Origin of the sequence: Paraglaciecola sp. L1A13 (assembly GCF_009796745.1) — a bacterium.
Taxonomy (GTDB): domain Bacteria; phylum Pseudomonadota; class Gammaproteobacteria; order Enterobacterales; family Alteromonadaceae; genus Paraglaciecola.
The window spans coordinates 4,353,038-4,373,174 of record NZ_CP047024.1 but is presented as its reverse complement, the minus strand read 5'-3'; the positions used below and the strand labels follow the sequence as shown (position 1 = coordinate 4,373,174).

The following is a 20,137-nucleotide window of genomic DNA, read 5'->3' as shown; positions in this document are numbered from 1 at the left end:
AGTGATTACGTCTAACTACATTAACCGAACTTCTTGGCTACGTCTGCTAGAACCTTATCTGCAATATCCAAAGTTTGTTGAATAATCTCCGGGCTGTGTTGGGTCGAAACAAAACCAGCTTCATAAGAAGCAGGTGCCAAGTAAACCCCGTTTTCTAACATGCCATGATAGAAATGATTAAACTGCTCGGTATTACAATTGATAGCTTGTTGGTAATTCGTCACGCGCTCAACGTCAGTAAAGAATAAGCCAAACATGCTGCCAGCATAGTTGATAGACATAGGAATGCCGTGACGAGTGGCGATAGCTTTTATGCCTTCAGCCAAGGTTTTAGTGGCTTCGCTTAACTCATCATATAGGCCCGGCTTTTTCACTTGATTTAATGATGCTAGTCCAGCGGCCATAGCCACTGGATTACCTGAGAGGGTACCTGCTTGATAAACTGGGCCAGAAGGCGCTATTTGTTGCATTATTTCACGCTTGCCACCGAATGCGCCAACAGGCATACCTCCACCAATGACTTTACCTAGGCAGGTTAAATCTGGGACGATATTATATTTTTCTTGTGCGCCTCCAAGGGCTACGCGAAAACCTGTCATCACTTCATCAAAAATAAGTACGGCGCCATATTTGTCACATACATCACGTAAACCTTGCAAGAAGCCATCGACAGGAGGGATACAGTTCATATTGCCGGCAACAGGTTCTACTATAATGCACGCTATATCGTCAGGGTATTGTTCAAACGCTTGAACAACGGAATCGATATTATTATATTCCATGGTCAGTGTATGTTTAGCGAAGTCAGCCGGAATACCTGGTGAGCTAGGTACCCCAAAAGTTAGTGCTCCTGAACCCGCTTTGACCAGTAGTGCATCCGCATGACCATGATAGCAACCTTCAAACTTAAGAATTTTGTCGCGGTTGGTATAACCTCTTGCTAAGCGAATGGCACTCATAGTGGCTTCAGTGCCGGAGTTAACCATGCGTAGCATTTCCATTGATGGCACTAATTCACTGACTAAATCAGCGATAATGACTTCTGCTTCTGTGGGGGCTCCAAAACTTAACCCATTTTGTGCTGCATCGATTACCGCTTGGCGGATCACAGAATTATTGTGGCCAAGTACCATTGGACCCCAAGAAAGAACATAGTCAATATACTGTTTGCCATCGACATCATATAAGTAAGGTCCATCAGCCTTCTCAATAAAAGGAGGGGTGCCACCTACCGCTTTAAATGCACGTACGGGAGAATTAACACCACCAGGGATGTGTTTTTGGGCGCGGGCGAATAACTGTTCTGATTTTTGCATCTTGTTTATATTCTCTTATTCATCTTTTAAAGGGTAAAAGTTGCATGCTGGCAGTATTAGTGGCCACTATACCAATGAACTTCTTTATCGAATTTACTAACAATGTTTTGCACCCCAAGTGTCAGGGCAAACAGGGCCATGCGCACCAATACGCCATTGTCAGTTTGGCGGAAAATAGCCAAGTTAGGGTTCATATTTAAATCATTGTCTAACTCGTTTGCCTCCATACGTGAATCTCTGGGCAGTGGATGCATGATCACTGTTTTAGACTGAAAATGTTTGGTATAAATTTGCTGATTTAAGCGAAATTTTCCGCGGTATAAGTTGGCTTCTTCTTGCGAGTCAAAGCGTTCTTCTTGAACGCGAGTTTGATAACAAATATCTGCGTCGAAGTTACCTTCTAACGTTTCACTCATAGTGTACTTGTGCCCAGCGTTTTCAATGGCATTGAGTATTGAATCCGGCATAGCTAGTTCTTTAGGAGATATTAGGGTGAAGCGTACATTTTTAAACAGGCATAGTAATTTAGATAAGGAGTGCACGGTTCGTCCGTATTTGAGATCACCAATCATTGCGATGTGCAAACCATCTATATTGCCACCGTGGTAAAGCAATTCTTTTTGAATGGTATACAAATCGAGTAATGCTTGAGTGGGATGCTCATTGGCGCCGTCTCCTCCGTTAATAACAGGTACGCGGCTACCTTGGGCGAATTCAGCAACCGAGCCTGAATCAGGATGACGCATAGCGATTATGTCAGAATACCCACTTAATACTCGCGCGGTATCATACAGAGATTCACCTTTAGCAAGAGCTGAATTGCTCATACCTGTCGTTTCACGTACATCACCACCGAGTAAGTTAAATGCGGTGCCAAAGCTAACGCGAGTACGGGTGCTGGGTTCAAAAAATAAGTTACCTAAAATTGCGCCGTCTAACACTGTAGTGCGCTTTTGACGCTTAGCGTAGGGCGCCATTTGATTAGCTACATCGAACACACGTTCTATCGACTCACGATCGAACTGATTAACGGAAAGAATATGACTACCTTCGAATTTCATTTGCCCTGCGCCTGTGTTGATAAAACCGCCGGCGATTTTATCAAACTTCTTGGCTACAAGGCTAAATCTATTGAAATGATTCATTAATTTATCATTAAGCAATGCTAAATTACCTATTAATGGTCGGTTCTAATGCAATGCGCTTAGGGAAAATAATGAAAAAGCAGACTGACGCGCCAATACGTATCGTAATTTTTGGCAATTCGGGCTCGGGTAAATCAACGTTAGCTCAGCGTATTGGCAAAGAGTTGAACATTGGCCACCTAGATTTAGATACTGTGGCTTGGCTACCCACAGAAATTCCAGAACGCGCCGCTATCATTGACTCAATGTGCAGTGTTAATGCCTTTATAGATACCCAGTACAATTGGGTAATTGAAGGGTGCTACGGGGATTTGCTGGAAAATGTATTAGGCCAAGCTAGTCTGGTAATTTTTACTGATTTGCCTGTAGGAGCGTGTATTGAAAATGCGCGCAATCGGCCATGGGAACCACATAAATATTCATCAGAAGAAGCCCAAAACGCCAATTTATCTATGCTGGTGGATTGGATAAGCCAATATTATGTCCGCACTGACACCTTCTCTTATGCTGCACATAATATGTTGTTTAATGCCTATCAAGGTGTAAAAAAACGTATCCGCCAAAATCCTGCAGACTTGGTGCTATTAAAGATAGAAAATTAATAGTGCCAATTCAATATTACAAATATGAATTTTCATATGTTTGTAGTTAATTGTTCGTGCATTATTTCAGCAAGATATTCACCCCACAATTGATAAGCGGGGGCACCTGGGTGGAATCCGTCAGCGGCTACAAATCTTTGATCCAGCGGGTAGGGTACACTGATGAATGTGCAGTTCGGGGTTTGCTTACAAAATTGCTTCGCCAATTCATTTAACTGCTTAGCTCTGGTGCCCAACCACCATCGAAGGGGATGGGGTAGCGCGGGGAATAAATGCATGGGAGGTAAGCTTGAGAATAATATCCGTTTCGCAGCGAATTTTTCGTGTAAGGCTTGGGCGATTAAATCCAGGTTGTTTGTCCAGCTTTTGGCTGAAGTCAGCCCTGTAACATCGTTTACACCAACTGATATGATGACGGTGTCAAAGGTTTCGCCTGGCTTTGAGTGGCGGATTTTATCCAATAATTGAGTAGACGTATCACCAGTCTTGGCCATGAGCTTCCATGATATTTCATAGCGTGAGCCAAGTATGTTGAGTATGTTGCCCGCTAATGCGTGTTGTTGATATTCAACCCCAACACCTGCTGCCGCTGAGTCTCCAATAACAAGTAAAGATATGGGTATGCCAAGACCCACCACCCCATGTCGCGGACCATCTGGCTCGGGTAGTTTTGGGGTCACGCGTCTGACATATTTACCTTGCATGAAAAATATTGGGCTGAGTAAAACAGAGGCAACTTGGTAAAGCATAAGGTGTCCAAATGAAATTGATACGTAATAACTTTTATCATCCTATAAAGCATACCCTCTAGGGGCAAGAGCTTTCCACTTAAGGGAGACTTAAGTATGAGTCCCCAACTCAATTTACGTCGGCGCATTGTTACCCAGTAAGCCTTAGTTTTTTGTATCTGAATTATCAGCGTAATTCCTTTGGTAGTGACTATGGTATATCAGCCTTGGTGACCTAGCTCATAACTCAAAGACATGGGCTAAATCAAAATGAGGTCAGATTAAATAGCGTCCGGCCTCAGTTTTTACCATAGCATTATTCCTCCTTCGCCTGATGTACCTTCGCTATATAACCTTAAACGTAAATAATAATGTCGACCATTTATTAGACGTAACGTGATTTTCGAATTGTAGTTTGAGCCGCTATCGTCGTCACCGGCTAAAAATATCGGCTCACTATCATCATCTTCAAAAAGCACAATGACGGTATCCATAGTGCCAAAGGTCTGAATGTTATACGTTCGGCTGATTTTCGGTTCTATGATAAAATCTAATTGCTCCCCCGGTTTCATATCCAGCTTATGGGATAAGAATGGTACTAACTGAGGCCATTGAATTTGAATATTGCCAGGGTAAAACTTGCGTGCTTCTTGTTTATCCATTTCGGATAAACCGGGTGCCGGTATCAACGGACGATTTTCATAGCCAGGGGGTTGTAATATCAAACCAGCTTGAAACTGGTAATGCATGATTGAGTCTCTGTCCCAAGACGAACCAGTTGCATCTTGAGAGGATAGCTTACGAATAATATTATGGTAGGTTTTGTCCCTTTCCCAAAAATTTGGTGACCCGGCAAAAGCTGCATACACAGCTTCTTCGTTCCAGACGATACCTGCCTTGTGGTTTTGATGTTCATGGGGGAATCCCATGGCGTGGCCAATTTCATGTAAAGCGGTATCGTGGCCATATGCAGTGGTTAAATCCCAACCAAAGTTCATGGTTTGTTGCTCGTGATTTGGTACTAAATCTATGCAGTCACGACCGACATATGACCAAGAACTTCCGGGCGCAAAACCGATTCTAAATTCTGCATCAACTGCTTGTGCAACTTCTATAAATTCTAAACCGAGACCTAAGCCTTTCCATTCATCAAAGGCGTCTCTGACCGCTTGTAATTGCACTGCAGGCGCGGCTAAGTCGTTTCTATTTTGCATGAAATAATAATGTAAAACCGTATGGTTAACCCATTTTTTCTCGATATAACGCACTAAAGATTCGCGGTTTTGATCAAGATCTGGCGCTAGCTTTCGTGGCATTACCAGCGGTAGATCACAATATTTGGGCGTGTCGTGCTCACATTTACTCATTTTCAAATCCTTCTGGAGGTTAGCTCAGTCCTGCTGCTGATATGTAATTCATCAGGCACTGGGATTATTGGACAATAATGTTTCTGTGTTTTCGGGGCGGGTACTTCGAAACTGCGCGAGCGCCTTGGGCGTCCCTTCTGGAACCAAGCAGATAGGTACCCTATAAAGCTAGTTTACTGGGGAGAAAGATTCAATTTTATCGAAATTCAAGTTAATACATTTTTTAAGATGACGGCTATGCCCGTTGGTCTTTGGGTGAGTCCATTACGACGTGCGTAGTGATGGTACTCACTTGGGGCAGGGTACCGAGTATGTCTGTGTGAAAGGTCTTGTAAGTTTTCAAATTGGAAGTTTCGACTCGTAAAATATATTCGAAGGATCCGGTGACGTTATGACACTCCTTAACTTCATCTGCGTTAGCGATCGCTTGTTCGAACGCATCTTGCGAGCCTTTAGTGTGCTCTCCTAAACCGACCGTTACGTATGCGATAAAACCGTTGCCTAATAATTCACTGTCTAGAATGGCACGATAACCTTTTATAACACCGCTGTTTTCTAACTCCTGAACTCTTCGTAAACAAGCTGATGGGGATAAACCAATTTTTTCAGCCAGTTCAGTATTGGCGATACGCCCATGTTGACTAAGCTCTTGCAATATTCGTTTGTTATAATTATCTTTTTTGATCATTAGTTGTGCTCAAGCTTATTCTTACGCCGTTAATAACGCAGTAATTTCGTATTATGCTCTTTATAATTGCACACATCGTTCAGCAGTGAAATAACCTCAATGACCTTCGAAATACTCAGTGCGTTAATACTTTTTGCCTTTGTGTCATCAATTACCCCTGGGCCGAATAACCTTATGTTAATGGCGTCGGGTGCAAATTATGGCGTAAAGCGTACCTTGCCGCATATGCTGGGAGTAGCATCTGGCTTTACCTTAATGGTGGTTTTAGTTGGGCTGGGGATTATGCAATTATTCGACATGTTTCCAATTACCTATCATATTTTGAAAATAGTCAGTGTCAGCTATTTATTATATTTAGCTTACAAAATAGCTACTTCGTCTAATGCATCTAAAGATAAATCCGCGGATGCGAAACCTATGACCTTTTTACAAGCAGTCATGTTTCAGTGGGTTAATCCTAAAGCATGGACAATGGCGTTAACTGCAATCAGTGTTTATGCGCCATCGAAAAGTGCTATGGCGGTGCTAATGGTGGCGGGAGTATTTGGGTCGGTGAATCTTCCATGTATTAGCGGCTGGACGGTTTTAGGGCAAAAAATTCAAAGCTTGTTGACCAACAATAAACGTTTAAGGATATTCAATTACACTATGGCCGGATTATTGGTTACGTCTATGTATCCGGTATTTTTATAGCAAGTGTGTATTTATCTGAAAGCTGTCAGCGCAACTATTCAGCATCAGTTTTTACGTAACTGAGTGCTGAATATTGTTTTAATAAACTAAATTAATCCCGTGTTAGCACTTCTAGTAATTCGATTTCAAAGGTTAAATTGGCGTTAGGCGGGATCATATTGCCAATTTGACGCTCACCATAAGCAAGAGATGCTGGCACCCACAATTTACGTTTACCACCTTCTTTCATACCTTTAAGACCTAGTATCCAACCTTGGATAACCCGCTTGTTGCTCAACACAATTTGAAATGGCGCATCATTTTTATATGACGAGTCAAACTCGCTACCATCTTCAAGATAACCGCGATAGTGCACGGTGATGAGTGCACCACGCTCTACAGCTTTTCCGCTACCTTCTGTTACGTCGGTAATTTTCACTTCATCTTGCATATTTGTCGCTTATTTGTAGAGGTCGTTGAAGTAGGTGGTTACCCAAACTCTCGCTGTTTTCATGAAACCTATTCAGGGCCTTACATCTTTTGCTGATTAGCTCGGGTAAGTTGCTTACGGTCGAGAAATATCTGGACGCCAACCCATACCTGATTCTTCCATTAAACGCTCATAAACACCTTCAATGTTTAGCGGCAACCACTGTTCATAGTTTGCTAGATCACTAAATTCCCTTAAATCGACGGATTTTTGAATGTCTGCTAATGATTTACCTGCTAGTGCGCCAGCTGTGACCTGACTATATAGCTGATTCAAATATCGCAAATAATGTGCCACGTCTTGTTTGTTGCCAACATCAGCATGGCCGCCGACAAAGGTAGTAAAGTCATACGTTAATACCGTTTGCGTGGAGTTTATCATTCCCTGAATATCGTAGCTCCATAGTTTTTGCCAAGGCATCCGACCCACGATTATCCAATCCACAACGAAGAGTAATTTTTGCTGTTCGAACAGCATACTTATAGAGCCTCTACCATCATTGGGTCCATGATAGTTGAGACGAACGCTTTGCGTGCCAATATTCAAGCGCATTTCATCATCAAACGTCAAGTCTGGGGCAACGGTATTGGCGCTGGTGTTATGAATATCTTGAGCTGCAAGTTTGTGCGCAACAAATATAGTTTTGGGATCGTTAAACACTTCAGCACCATATATATGATCAGAATGATTGTGACTATATACAACGTATTTAATGGGCACGTTAAAGCGAGATTTTATTTGTGCTTTTAACCAAGTGGCAGCAGCCGTATTCAGTGGATCTGTAATAAGTGCACCTTGTTTGGTGATCATAAAAACAGAGCGATGTCGATCATCAATAAATCGGTAAAGACCGCCCTCTAAGGTTTCAATTTCATAACTTGAGGCAAAGTTTGAGAAGGTTAGTAGGCTTATTACTAGCAAAATAAGTTTCGAGGAAATGGGTTGCATGGCGAATCACGTTATAATTTATCAGTGATAATACGAACGCCATTTGCGCAGAATTATTTCATGTTGTGTGTTCTAAGACATGGGGTTTACGTCTTACTATTTTAAATCAAGCTCTTGAAATTGCATCGAACTCAAGGTTTCACGCATGGTTGCTCTTTCACCAAATTCTTTATCAGCCTTGCGCTCGTTGGTAGAAAGCAGCTCATCGATTTTCTTTTGAAAATCTTGGTACTCAGCTGTTTTCATATAGTCTTTGTATTCGATGACTAACATTATATCTGCCTCACCTTTCCTTGCGTTATTCGTGGCAAGTACGTGGTAGTCAATAACGTGGCCTTCTTTTTTGGCAAAGTCATAAACTTGTTTCCAACTGCCGGATAGATGATCCATGTAATTTTCAAATTGGCCGGGTAATATTCGAATACCATGGGCTTCCCACACTGTTCCATATGAGTAACTTGATTCTTGAGCATTCGTCGCCGTTGAAATACTCAGTGCCAACATACCTGTTAGAAAAGCCATTTTTATATTGTTCATATCGTTTATCCTTTTTGATATCACCTCACCCTGAGGTAACTTGCTATTAAGCCTCTCCATGACTGCATGGGTGTGGCAATTAATAAATTGGCGCGATATATCAAAGTGATTGATGACGAGAGAGAATTAAAAAGTCAGGCTACGGTGTGTTAATTACCTAAACACTCATCAGCTAATGCAATGTGTATTGCGCTGAAGAAAAGATTACGCCCATTTTTATTTTATGGGTTAAAAATAAGGCGTTTTTGAGTAGTTTTTAAGATACTCAAAAAAATAATACGAGATATATTTTCTTTAGCTACCGCAACTTACATTCCGTTAATATGTGTTGATTATAAATAACTGCATAATCGTGCGCTTTGGAACGCAGCGATGTTTGTTCACCAACGCGCAGCATATCTCCAGTGCCTTTTAGCGTGCGATAGCCACAATGGCGCTTTAAAACGTCAAGTGGCTGCTTAGATAAATCAACTCCGGGTATCGATACAGCGCGGCCTGAAAAAGCTAATAAGCGAAAATCACTGTTAACGATGGCTTGCTGGGCATCAGATTGTGGATCCGCGTCAATAACCCAGCTTAGCGGGTGTTCATTTGAGGTCATGCTATCTTTCGCCTGTGATGTTTCTTGTGCCGGCGTTACCTGCTCGCTCGTATTTGCATTTTTAGATGGATTAAGCGCAATTGCATAACGGGATTCAGACGCGGTTTTTTCGCTTGAGTCACTAAAACAGGCACAAGCATTTAGGCTACTGAGTCCAAGCAATATAATAGAGCTCATTAAAACGCGAAGGTAAATTGGCTTTGGCATCAGTTAAGCCTAATTTGAGATTGGCGTATATATGCTATTGCACCAAGGAACCAAATCCAGAAAAAACCTAGCGACCCCCCCCCAGAGTTACTAGAGGTAACAGGTGTTGTTGATGTAGCTGAAACCGTTATGCTTAAAGTGGCACTACTGGTTGAACTGCCATCACTGGCAATATACGTTAGACTTTCGGTCCCTGAGAAAGCAGCACTAGGTTGATAGCTAATTTGATCGCCACTTATGCTTGCAGTACCGTTGCCGATGTAACTAATATCACTGATGCTCAATGTATCGCCGTCAATATCTATGTCGTTACCTAGCACATTTATCAGCGTGGTAGCACTGTCTTGTTCAACGGTTTCGCTATCGTCATTTGCCTCTGGCGCATCATTAATTGGATTTACACTAAGCACAAGTGCAAATGAATTTGAATCTTCGATGCCATCGTTAACGGTAACCGAGATTGACAATTCGCCGTTAAAATTGCTATCGGGTACGACTGTGATGTTATTTTCTAAGCTGTAATCTGCCCCAGCTTCTAAGCTCAATGTGAAGTTGTCGGGATACGAAGAGTCGGGGTCGGTAACCTGTAAATTATCCAAGGTAATGGTGATACTGGTATCTTCATCAACGGTCAATATTGATTGACCATCAATGATTGGCGCAACCGAAGTGTCGCCTTGGTTAATTGTGAAGTTGGCTGGGTTGACGGCGTAAAATACATTGTCTACACAGCTGATTTTGACTCGTGCATTGGTGGTATTCGTATTCGGTGAAAAGATGACGTGTTCACCGTCATTGGCGGCATTACTGGCAAGTGTACTGTCAAAAACACTATCGCCGTCTAAATCGGCAGTAATATCGACGAATTGACAACTGATGGGCGCGTTTTCAGTCAATGCTGTGTTCCAGCTGATAGTTTGGGCGATATTGCCCTGCCAAACACTGCTAGCATTAGGTTGATTCACTGTAAATTCAGTGCCGGTGTCTACAACATCAAGCGATACATCAGCGGTATTTACCCCGCCTTTATTATCCTTAACGGTCACGCGGAAATTTAATTCACGATTGGTAGTGGCATACGCTTCACCAAAACTCACTGTGTCATTCAAAACATCGGCCAATGCAGGGAAATATCGATAACTGTCACTTACAGCAGCATATGAACGAAATAATGGATTAGCACCATTGTCGCTGGCCATTTCACTGGCATTGGCGGTACCGCCATCAACCCCTCCGACATCGATTTGCTCCCAAGTGTAGGTCAATAGGTCACTGTCATCGGCTTCTACGTCTAGTAAAAAAGGAGTGTTGGCAGGGATCGTGTAGTTATCATTTGTTAATGTGAGACTTGGTGCTGAATTCGTTAGACTGGTGGTGGTGCCGCATAAACGGCCGCGCCCCGTTTCTACATAGTCACGAATTTGTTCCACTGAGCCTGCATGAAAATAAGGAGAACTGTTATTTTGTATATTTTGAGTGGAGCAGATACCTGCATACGACATGATGGTTGAACCGCTGCCGGGTTCGAATGCGCTGAAACTGCTGCGCTGCTCCTCGTCACAAGAGTCTAAATCCTGAGCGTTAAAAGAGTGTTCGGCATCAAGTTGATGACCCAATTCATGAATAACTAAATCTATATAAAAACGTTCGCCTTGAGGATTGGTATTTCCTGTATAACCTTGTGCTTTGTAAGCGCTTAGGCACACCACACCCACGTAGGCTAAACCGCCTGGGTTAGTGGCAAGTAAGTGACCAATATCATAGTTATCACTGCCAACAGCATCGTCTATCACCTGTTGATTCGTTTCAATATCAGCGTTGGCATCACTATCGGAATAAGGGTCTGTGTCGGGGTCGGTAAAAATGATGTCATCGTTATCTACTAGCTCGAATTGAATGGCGGTATCGACCAACAAAATTTGATTGACCCGATTAACCAGTGTAATCATTTCAGCGACGGCATCCGCTTTTGTGCCGCCCACCTCAGCGGTATATTCTGCCGTTGCGCTTAACGCTAAGCGGTATGTCGTAAGAGTATCACCAGTGGTTTTTTGTGCTGTAGTTAACTGGAGGTTCGTGTCATCAGATGAGACGGCTGGAGAGAGTAAAGCATCATTAACACCAAGTGGAAGTAAGCTTTCCCCTTCAGAATCTGAATAATAGTAACTAATGTATTGGCTCGCATTGTTTTCATACAAAGGAGACAATAATACCCATTGATTTTGCTGACGGAAAATACCTGTGAGTCCTTTATGTGTCAGGCTAAAACGTCCAATATTTTGTGCCGCATTAACTTGAACTGCATTATAAGACATAAATTGTGGATAACGGTCGGCTAACTTTTGGGACATAACCGTTGATGGCGTTAGAGTGAAATCAGCGAAAGTGCCATCAGGCAATGGAACGGCTAAGGTGATTGTGCTGCTTTTATCACCGAAATGTTGCGCAAGGCTATCACTGTCAATACTTTGATAAGCCCCCTTAGATGCAATAACTTTTTCGGGATTTAAAGTGGTAACTGATTTACTTTGTGCGGATTCAACCCATGTTATTTCAGCGAATGCATTATTGATATTTAAGGCACTAAAGCCTGACATCACGACGAACATAATACGTTGAGTGATTTTATTGATAATTTGTCTATTTACTACTTGCATAAAACAACCTTGAATGTTGACTGCCTGCGAGATATCGCCCCGACTAAGCTAAGCGGCCAGCTTAAAATTAAAGAACAGTCTCATCCGTGTTTGCTCTACTTCATTCAATACTGACAGAACAAAAATGCCAAGCTTGAATAATTACATGCGCTTTATTCTAGTGATAAATAATGGAATTTGTATAACAAATCTAACGCAATATTCTCGCTTATAGACATGAACTGAATATGAATTGCATAAACGCGCATTTGACTGGGCGGATAATCAGGTACAATACGAGATAATAAATCCCATGCCCAGCAACCAAAAGGAGACGTTTATGGCAGCAAAAAAGCAATCAGCCCAAAGCGATAACGTTAGTTTATTACGCTTATTTAAATCTGATTGTCCTCGTTGCATACGTATGCGCTATATCATTATTTGGGGCATTTTGATGGGGTTGGTATATTTTGGGTTTTGGGCTTAGTGAAAGGAAAAGTATGCAAGACGTAATACAAATTCGTGCTGCGGCAAAACGTAATGTACTTACCACTAGTATGTTTGGTGTTGGGGGATTGCTTTTAGGTGCAGCTATATTTGGTTGGCTGCCTAAATCTTTTTTCTTGGCAGGAATATTTGCGACCAGCGCTGGGATTGTCGCCCTGTTAATCGCATGGTTTAAGTTTCGTGAACCCATTTTTAGTATTGAGCTGTCACATGATTCAATTTGTTATCAGCATCGCAAAGGGCAATGGTATGTAAACTGGGACAATATTCAGCGCATTGATGTTCCTCGAGCCCATCGCGATTTACAGTTAGAAGACTTAAGCTTGGTAGGGATTAAACTCAAAGATTATCGGCCTTTTTTGACCACAACACCTATCAGGTTGATGATTCATCTTCTTATGGAACAGCGCCCGCTCTTACTGCTCGGAGACAAAGCCGAAAATGCTTCAGGGGAAAGCTTCAGTAATGATTTAGTTGAAGATGACAAACACAAATTACCTGATGGCACTATTTTGACGGGTATCCAAGCTATGCTAGCCAACCGTATGACTAAATTACGTCAGCGACTCGGTTACGATCTGTTTATCAGCGTATCTGAGCTTGATCGCAGCGAACAAGATTTTGTGCAATTATTGCGAGAGTGCCAAGAGTATGTGCAAAACAAAGTAAAGTAGTGCCATTTTTTAGCGTAAATTATCATTTTAGAATGCGCATCTTACACATACCAAAGAGTCTGCTGCTAGTCGCGCATCGTTAACTTAATAGCCTCTTTTTGAGTGAGCAGACCTTCTATATCAAAGCTGATTTTAGCTAACGACGCCGGGACTTTTATATACTGTTTGCGTTTCAACTGACATTCTAATTCAGCACAAGTCGAGTGCAAAGCTGACGCTCCCGTATAACAACAAATTCCATGTAAGCTGTGCACAACCTGCTGCAGTTCATCGTACTTAGTTTGACTTTTTAGGCGGCTGAATTTATCGGCAAATTCTGGAAGTTGAAGCATAAATTGATTAAATAAGTCCCGGGCGGCATCGGCGTTTTGATTGGCACGTTTTAATGCTAGTTGCCAGTTGAATATTTCTTCTGGTACGTTATCTTCTTCGCCCTGATGGCACCAGCGATTGATCAAATCGACTAAATCAGATAGATCTAGTGGTTTAGGAAGGTAGTCGTCCATACCACTGTTCAATAGCCTTTGCTGTTCTTCCTTAAATGCGTGGGCGGTTACTGCGATGATAGGTGTTCCGAAATTGAGTTGGGTAGAACGGATAAGCTTAGTCGCTTGTAAGCCGTCCATATTGGGCATCTGAACGTCCATCAAAATTAAATCATATTCATTTTCTTCACATAGTGTCACGGCATCTTGACCGCTATATGCTTCCTCTATAATTAGCGGAGACGACTTAAGCCAAGTACTGAGCAGTCTCAAGTTCATTTCCATGTCGTCAACGGCTAACACTTTAACTGGAGGGAGATGTTGTAAGCGCTGCTGTAATTCATTGACTGGGTCTTGCACTGGCTTGTGCATAATTTCTTCTAACTTACCCGGTGTCAGTGGTAAGCGCATCTGTGGAGAAAACTGGGCGGCGTGTTGTGAAAAGCGAGAACAGGATTCTTGACCGGAACACAGCAAAACCTTATGAGTCGCATTAATATGCTCAGCGCATTCAAACGCCCGCTCATTGGAAATTTGATCCTGAGGGTGAACGCATAACATAAGATAATCGAATTTTTGGGTACAGGTTTGTAAAAATGCTATGGAGTCAGCGCTTGTAACCTTGGCCCCAAGTGCTCGAAGCAGTTTACTGGCGGTAAAACGCGCATTAGGATAAGGGTCAAATAATAAAATTTGTTGATTGTGCCATTCGCTTTCGGCAGAAATATTGAGTTTAGTATTTAAAATATTCATACGAATGGTGACGTTAAATACGCTGCCCTGCCCGGGAGCACTATGTAACGATAATTGACCGTGCATCAATTTAACCAATTCTTTGCAAATAACTAAACCGAGCCCGGTTCCCTGATATGAGCGATTAAGTGCATCATCGACCTGAGAAAATGCCGTGAACAACTTACGTTTATCTTCTCGGCTGATGCCAATGCCTGTATCTTCAATTTTAATATTGAGTTCAAAAATACCGTGCTCTAACATGCGGCCTGATGCGGCTAAACCTATGTGACCATGGTCGGTAAATTTGAGTGCGTTACCTAGTAGGTTATTGAGTATCTGGCGAATTCGAAAACTGTCACCAATCAATTTTATAGGCAACGGTTCGATGTCATAGACAAATTCTAGCCCTTTTAAATGGGCAGACTTAGCCATTACGCCAATCATTTCTTCAAGCAATTCATTAATTGCCAAAGGGTGACTATTGATCTGTAACTTGCCTGCTTCAATCTTAGAAACGTCTAGTACATCATTCACTATCGTCATCAAATTATCAGCAGCATCATTGATGATATTGATTTGGTCACGTTTGTCTGCGGCAAGGTTGCTTTGCTGTAGCTCTTTACTAAAACCCAGAATCGCATTTAGTGGCGTACGAATTTCGTGGCTCATATTGGCTAAAAATTGTGATTTTACATTACTGGCGGCAACGGCTTCCTTGCGAGCGATATCCAAGCGTACGTTTTGTTCTTCGACCAATTCGATATTATTGCGCAAATCATTAGTGGCTTGTTGTACTTCTAATTCCAACTGGTGGCGGCTCTTGTCCATGAGTGCTAAAGAGAACAGAGCTGACTCAAAGAACACACCAAATTGGAAGCAGTAGGTAGTGAAGAAATTAGAGGGCAGAATATCCACTAGACTAAACATGCCTATGAGGGCGCAAGTCGCTAATATGGTCCAAGCAAAAATGAAATAACGAGCGGCATAAAATTGATTTGAGTAGCTTTCAAATCCTGCGTAGGTATAGCAACTTATGGCTAACATGCTTACCACATAGACAGCGGCATTTTGTGATACGGGCGGGAACAGATTTACCATCGAGCATAATCCCATTAACGCCAACAGGCCTATGCTGGCCTTAATGAAAGGTAGGGTTTTAGGCGCCGTATGTTTCGCCTCTAAAAATATTATGGTGAATATACCGGAGCCAATGCCAATCAACACAAAGATAATGTCTGTGTGCATATTAAACCAGTCAGAAATTTTTTGGGGTAGCATCATATTGGCATGACCGCCCCATACGAACTGCCATATGATAACAGTGCAAATATAGCCTACATAAGCTAATAAGCTGCTTTCTCGTAGGGCTAAATAGACCACCAAATTGTATATAGCGAGTATGATCAAACCGCCGTAAAACAAGCCCCATAACAAATTATCATAAAAATTCTGAATTTCATGGGATTCAGACGATTGTATGGTGATGGGCGCCACTAAACTGCTGTGTTGGCTTTGTAATCTTACGAAGAGCTCAACAGTCTGGGCATAAGGTAAATCAACTTTTAGGACGGGTAAACGATAATGAGATGACTGACCTAATTTACCTTGGAAGCTCGATGCGATGACCTGACCGTCTTGCAATATATACATGTCGACATTATCGAGTTGTGAAAATGCCACGCTAATCACCCATTTGTCTGTCGTCGTCACATTACTAAGGGTGGTATACAGCCAGATGCCATGCTCTGAAAATCCATAATTGGGATTGCCACCAGAGTGCCAAACGAACTGAGATAACATATCTCGTGCTTGCGAAACACTGAGTTCAACGCCTGACTCTTGCATTACGCTAATAGACGACGACAAACTCACTTCGTGCTCTTTGGAAATAAGCTGTATTAAACTCTCTGCTTGTTGTGCTGTCCCTGAGGATGCAATACCTAATGTTAAGCACACCAGCAATGCTCGCCAAATATGCATAGCTTTTTTAGATGGGTAATTAGGCCTCAAGGTATCTCCTGCTGAGCTAAATGAATCCGTTAACGAGTACTAATATCGATCACCTTATTAGCGATAAACTTCGAAGCCGTTAGGATAGATATCTACTGAATTCAAACTCCACTAAACGAAAATTTACTCTATATGAACCAAGCGTTTTTTTAAACAAGGCGTCGCTCAAGGGGAGTGGAATTGTTATAGTTACTATGTTTTTATCATCACTGGAAATAATCTATGATACTTCGCCGTTTGATTCTACTCTCTTTTATTAGTTTTCAGGGAATGACTGACACGCTGCCGCTGGAAAAACTGACTTTACCTGCCGGATTTAAAATCGACATTTATGCCTCGGATGTGAAAAACGCCCGTCAGATGGCGCTGAGTGAAAATGGCATTTTGTTTGTTGGCAGTCGCGATAGTGGTGTACTGAGTGCTGTTATCGATAAGGACCAAGATGGTAAGGCCGAAGAAGTGCTAACCATCGCTAAAGATTTGACCATGCCTTCCGGCTTAGCCATCAAAGACGGTGATTTATACGTGGCTGAAGTGAGTCGCATCATTAAGTATCCGAATATTGAAAATACATTTCGTGACCTACCTACTCCTGAAGTGGTGATTGACGGTTTACCTGACAAGAAACATCACGGCTGGAAATATATCGATTTTGGGCCCGATGATTGGTTGTATGTACCTGTTGGAGCGCCATGTAATATTTGTCAGACTAACGGTGGTAAGAACTTCGACAATCCTGAGTTTGCATCGATTTTAAAATTCAATCTTAAAACCAAAGAGCGAGTATGGGTTGCTAAAGGCGTACGCAACAGTGTGGGCTTTGATTGGCACCCACAAACCAAGCAAATGTGGTTCAGTGATAATGGTCGCGACATGATGGGTGACGACATTCCTCCTTGTGAGATTAATCGCGTAGACGAAGAAGGTGGCCACTACGGTTATCCTTATTATCATGGCGGTACCGTGCAAGACCCTGAATTCAGCGAAGGTAAAAAAGCCGCAGACTATATTGCGCCAGCATTCAATTTAGCTGCGCATGTGGCACCCTTAGGCATCCATTTTTACCATGGGAATATGTTTCCAGCGTCGGTAAAAAACAGTTTATTTGTGGCTGAGCATGGTTCTTGGAATCGAAGCAAAAAATCAGGTTACAAGGTGATGCGTGCAGTGCTCAAGGATAATGAAATTATCGATTACAAACCCTTTATTGAAGGTTGGTTGCAGGCCGATGAAACATCTTGGGGCCGACCGGTCGCTTTACTGACGATGCCCGACGGAAGTCTGTTGGTATCTGATGATTTCGCGAATGTTATTTATAGGGTAACCTACCAGAAGTAATCTATTTTTACGTTTGAAAGCGGCAGCAAAACGTTTTTTTTGCTGCACAACAATAAAAACAGCGGCCGATAAAGCACACTATGAGTCAAGAAATTATTATAAACCAAGATGGCATCGAACAACTTCCGATGCGTCGATTCACCGAAGAGTCTTATCTCAATTATTCCATGTACGTCATCATGGACAGGGCTTTGCCCCATATCGGTGACGGCTTAAAGCCGGTACAACGGCGTATTGTGTATGCTATGTCTGAGCTTGGGTTAAGTAACAATGCGAAATATAAAAAGTCAGCTCGTACGGTAGGTGACGTATTAGGTAAATTTCACCCTCATGGCGATTCGGCGTGTTATGAGGCTATGGTGCTAATGGCTCAGCCTTTTTCATATCGCTACCCACTCGTTGACGGTCAGGGAAACTGGGGTGCGCCAGATGATCCTAAATCGTTTGCCGCCATGCGATATACCGAATCTCGTTTGTCTAAATTTAGTGAAGTGCTGCTTACCGAGTTAGGTCAAGGTACGGTAGATTGGCAACCCAATTTCGATGGCACCATGAATGAGCCAAAGATACTGCCGGCTCGCTTACCGCATATTTTGCTTAACGGTATTACGGGTATTGCTGTGGGTATGGCTACTGATATACCGCCGCACAATGTGCGTGAAGTAGCCAATGCTTGTGCACATTTACTGGATAACAGTAAAGCAGATCTAAATGAGTTACTTGAATTCGTACAAGGGCCTGACTACCCCACCGACGCGGAAATTATCACACCTAAAAGTGATATTCGTAAAATGTACGAAACAGGCCGTGGCTCGATAAAAATGCGCGCGGTATATCACGAAGAGAATGGCGATATTATAATTACCGCACTGCCTCATCAGGCATCTGGTGGCAAAGTTCTAGAACAGATAGCTGCCCAAATGCAGGCAAAAAAATTGCCTATGGTAAGTGATTTACGTGATGAATCTGATCACGAAAACCCAACACGCTTATTGATCACGCCACGCTCAAATCGGGTTGATATCAAAGTGTTAATGCAACACCTATTTGCAACGACTGATTTAGAGAAAAGCTACCGCGTTAATATCAATATGATCGGCTTAGATGGTCGCCCGAAAGTCAAAGACTTGCGGATGATCCTCACAGAATGGCTGATTTTTAGAAAAGATACAGTTGTTAGACGCTTACAATATCGCCTAGATAAAGTCCTAGCACGATTACATATTTTACAAGGCTTGATGATTGCCTTCCTCAATATTGACGAAGTGATCCGTATCATTCGTTACGAGGATAAACCCAAGCAAGTGCTAATAGACACGTTCACGTTGTCTGATATTCAAGCCGAAGCTATTCTTGAATTGAAGTTACGTCATTTAGCAAAACTCGAAGAAATGAAAATTCAAGGTGAGCAAGATGAACTCGCTAAAGAGCGCGATGAACTTCAAGTTCTTCTTGGTTCAGATCGTCGCTTGAAAACATTGATTAAGAAGGAAATTCTGGCCGCTGCTGAAATGTATGGCGACGATAGACGCTCGCCTATTATTGAGCGTTCAGAAGCCAAAGCGTTGACAGAGAAAGAATTGATCCCATCGGAAGCGGTAACCGTGGTGTTATCTGAAAAAGGCTGGGCGCGCTGTGCAAAAGGGCATGACGTTGATGTTGAAGGATTAAGCTACAAAGCGGGCGATAAGTATCTTGCAAGTAGCAAAGGGCGCAGTAATCAGCAAGCTGTCTTTATGGATACCTCTGGGCGGGCGTTTTCCTGTGATGCTCATTTATTACCCTCTGCACGAAGCCAAGGAGAACCCGTTACTGGGCGTTTTAGTATTGTGAGTGGCGAAAGTGTTGAACATGTGATCATGGCCCTAGATGAGCAAAAATATCTAATAGCTTCAGATGCAGGTTACGGTTTTGTGGGCAAATTTGCTGACATGATCAGTAAAAATCGTGCAGGTAAAGCCTACTTATCATTACCCAAGGCGGCAAAAATTATTTCGCCTCAGCGGGTGCATGATTTGACGTCAGATTGGTGCTTAGCGATTTCTAACGAAGGGCGCATGTTGATGTTCCCCTTACGCGACTTACCCAGTTTAGGTAAAGGTAAGGGCAATAAAATAATGAGTATACCTTCGGCTAAATCACAATCTCGCGAAGAGTTTGTCAGCGTACTTGCAGTCGTACCTCAAGGCGCTAACGTCAAGATACTCGCAGGTAAACGCGGTATGACGTTAACCGCTGATGATTTAACGCATTATCAAGGTGAGCGAGGACGTCGTGGTAATAAGTTACCTCGAGGGCTGCAACGCGTCGATGGTATTGAAGTTGAGGCAAGTAAAGCAAACGAAAATCAACTTGAATCTAATGGCGATTTACCGGGCGAACCCCAAATTTAACGCTCTTTAGCGGTTACTTATGTAACAGGTAACCGCTTTTCTATCTCTCACAAGGACA

At 42.5% G+C, this 20,137-nt stretch carries 17 protein-coding genes; 6 read left to right on the top strand and 11 right to left on the bottom strand.

Annotation, left to right across the window (positions count from 1 at the left end; all coding sequences use genetic code 11):
* Positions 1-20: 20 nt before the first annotated feature.
* Positions 21-1,316 carry a glutamate-1-semialdehyde 2,1-aminomutase gene (gene hemL / locus GQR89_RS18475; RefSeq protein ID WP_158771414.1) on the bottom strand — a complete coding sequence of 432 codons (1,296 nt, stop codon included), beginning with the start codon at positions 1,314-1,316 and terminating at the stop codon, positions 21-23.
* Positions 1,317-1,372: 56 nt separating this feature from the next.
* A complete protein-coding gene (locus tag GQR89_RS18470) occupies positions 1,373-2,377 on the bottom strand; it encodes an aspartate carbamoyltransferase (protein ID WP_158772320.1) in 1,005 nt (334 codons plus the stop codon).
* A gap of 155 nt (positions 2,378-2,532) precedes the next feature.
* On the opposite strand from GQR89_RS18470, the gene GQR89_RS18465 reads away from it, so the two are divergent.
* Positions 2,533-3,063 carry a shikimate kinase gene (locus GQR89_RS18465; RefSeq protein WP_158771413.1) on the top strand — a complete coding sequence of 177 codons (531 nt, stop codon included), beginning with the start codon at positions 2,533-2,535 and terminating at the stop codon, positions 3,061-3,063.
* 32 nt (positions 3,064-3,095) lie between these two features.
* Here the strand turns inward: GQR89_RS18465 and GQR89_RS18460 are convergent, their stop codons facing one another.
* The 3 genes from GQR89_RS18460 to GQR89_RS18450 form a co-directional block, all read right to left on the bottom strand.
* The gene (locus GQR89_RS18460) at positions 3,096-3,812 is read right to left on the bottom strand and encodes an SGNH/GDSL hydrolase family protein (protein WP_158771412.1); all 717 of its coding nucleotides are present in this window, start codon (positions 3,810-3,812) and stop codon (positions 3,096-3,098) included.
* A 284-nt stretch (positions 3,813-4,096) separates the two neighbouring features.
* Positions 4,097-5,158 (bottom strand): M12 family metallopeptidase, encoded by a 1,062-nt coding sequence (locus GQR89_RS18455; RefSeq protein ID WP_158771411.1) that lies wholly within the window; start codon positions 5,156-5,158, stop codon positions 4,097-4,099.
* 235 nt (positions 5,159-5,393) lie between these two features.
* Positions 5,394-5,846 carry an Lrp/AsnC family transcriptional regulator gene (locus GQR89_RS18450; protein ID WP_158771410.1) on the bottom strand — a complete coding sequence of 151 codons (453 nt, stop codon included), beginning with the start codon at positions 5,844-5,846 and terminating at the stop codon, positions 5,394-5,396.
* A 99-nt stretch (positions 5,847-5,945) separates the two neighbouring features.
* Between GQR89_RS18450 and GQR89_RS18445 the strand changes: the two genes are divergently transcribed.
* Positions 5,946-6,539, top strand: a complete 594-nt coding sequence (locus GQR89_RS18445) for a LysE family translocator (protein WP_158771409.1) — start codon at positions 5,946-5,948, stop codon at positions 6,537-6,539.
* Positions 6,540-6,630: 91 nt separating this feature from the next.
* Here the strand turns inward: GQR89_RS18445 and GQR89_RS18440 are convergent, their stop codons facing one another.
* From GQR89_RS18440 to GQR89_RS18420, 5 genes are all read right to left on the bottom strand, one after another.
* The gene (locus tag GQR89_RS18440) at positions 6,631-6,969 is read right to left on the bottom strand and encodes an FKBP-type peptidyl-prolyl cis-trans isomerase (RefSeq protein ID WP_158771408.1); all 339 of its coding nucleotides are present in this window, start codon (positions 6,967-6,969) and stop codon (positions 6,631-6,633) included.
* Between the two features lie 114 nt (positions 6,970-7,083).
* On the bottom strand, positions 7,084-7,956 hold the full coding sequence (locus tag GQR89_RS18435) for an MBL fold metallo-hydrolase (protein ID WP_158771407.1): 873 nt from the start codon (positions 7,954-7,956) through the stop codon (positions 7,084-7,086).
* Between the two features lie 96 nt (positions 7,957-8,052).
* On the bottom strand, positions 8,053-8,493 hold the full coding sequence (locus GQR89_RS18430) for a hypothetical protein (RefSeq protein ID WP_158771406.1): 441 nt from the start codon (positions 8,491-8,493) through the stop codon (positions 8,053-8,055).
* Between the two features lie 298 nt (positions 8,494-8,791).
* Positions 8,792-9,301 carry a hypothetical protein gene (locus tag GQR89_RS18425; RefSeq protein WP_158771405.1) on the bottom strand — a complete coding sequence of 170 codons (510 nt, stop codon included), beginning with the start codon at positions 9,299-9,301 and terminating at the stop codon, positions 8,792-8,794.
* A complete protein-coding gene (locus GQR89_RS18420) occupies positions 9,301-11,958 on the bottom strand; it encodes a reprolysin-like metallopeptidase (protein WP_158771404.1) in 2,658 nt (885 codons plus the stop codon). Before GQR89_RS18420 ends, GQR89_RS18425 begins: the two co-directional genes overlap by 1 nt.
* Positions 11,959-12,277: 319 nt before the next feature.
* Here GQR89_RS18420 and GQR89_RS21385 point away from each other — a divergent pair, with 319 nt between their 5' ends.
* Together GQR89_RS21385 and GQR89_RS18415 are read left to right on the top strand one after the other, a co-directional pair.
* Entirely contained in the window at positions 12,278-12,424 is a 147-nt protein-coding gene (locus tag GQR89_RS21385) for a hypothetical protein (protein ID WP_199271340.1), read from the top strand.
* Positions 12,425-12,437: 13 nt separating this feature from the next.
* Positions 12,438-13,118, top strand: a complete 681-nt coding sequence (locus GQR89_RS18415; RefSeq protein WP_158771403.1) for a DUF2982 domain-containing protein — start codon at positions 12,438-12,440, stop codon at positions 13,116-13,118.
* Positions 13,119-13,183: 65 nt separating this feature from the next.
* On the opposite strand, the gene GQR89_RS18410 is transcribed toward GQR89_RS18415, so the two are convergent.
* A complete protein-coding gene (locus tag GQR89_RS18410) occupies positions 13,184-16,318 on the bottom strand; it encodes a hybrid sensor histidine kinase/response regulator (protein ID WP_158772319.1) in 3,135 nt (1,044 codons plus the stop codon).
* A 252-nt stretch (positions 16,319-16,570) separates the two neighbouring features.
* On the opposite strand from GQR89_RS18410, the gene GQR89_RS18405 reads away from it, so the two are divergent.
* Complete coding sequence (locus GQR89_RS18405; RefSeq protein ID WP_158771402.1) at positions 16,571-17,686, top strand: sorbosone dehydrogenase family protein; 1,116 nt, start codon at positions 16,571-16,573, stop codon at positions 17,684-17,686.
* An 80-nt stretch (positions 17,687-17,766) separates the two neighbouring features.
* The gene (gene parC, locus GQR89_RS18400) at positions 17,767-20,079 is read left to right on the top strand and encodes a DNA topoisomerase IV subunit A (protein WP_158771401.1); all 2,313 of its coding nucleotides are present in this window, start codon (positions 17,767-17,769) and stop codon (positions 20,077-20,079) included.
* Positions 20,080-20,137 lie beyond the last annotated feature (58 nt).